The following is a 298-nucleotide window of genomic DNA, read 5'->3' on the forward strand; positions in this document are numbered from 1 at the left end:
GGCGGAGGTGTATGTGGCCTGGGGCGGGCGTGAGGGCGCGGAGTCGGGTGGGTCCAAGGACGTGCAGTCGGCGATGGCGCGGATGAAGGAGGCCTTCGATGTGCTGGGCGAGTATGTGACCGAGCAGGGTTACGGTATCCGGTTCGCGATCGAGCCGAAGCCGAACGAGCCGCGGGGGAACATCCTGTTGCCGACGCTGGGGCATGCCCTTGCGTTTATCAACGAGTTGGAGCGGCCCGAGCTGGTGGGGGTCAATCCTGAGATCGGGCATGAGGAGATGGCGGGTCTGGATTATGCG

Annotated in this window: 1 pseudogene; it reads left to right on the forward strand. The window is 65.1% G+C overall.

Annotation, left to right across the window (positions count from 1 at the left end):
* Positions 1-298 (forward strand): annotated as a pseudogene (locus K3N28_RS23205) (TIM barrel protein); the annotation flags it as partial.

This window comes from Glycomyces sp. TRM65418, from assembly GCF_019710475.1.
GTDB lineage: Bacteria > Actinomycetota > Actinomycetes > Mycobacteriales > Micromonosporaceae > Glycomyces.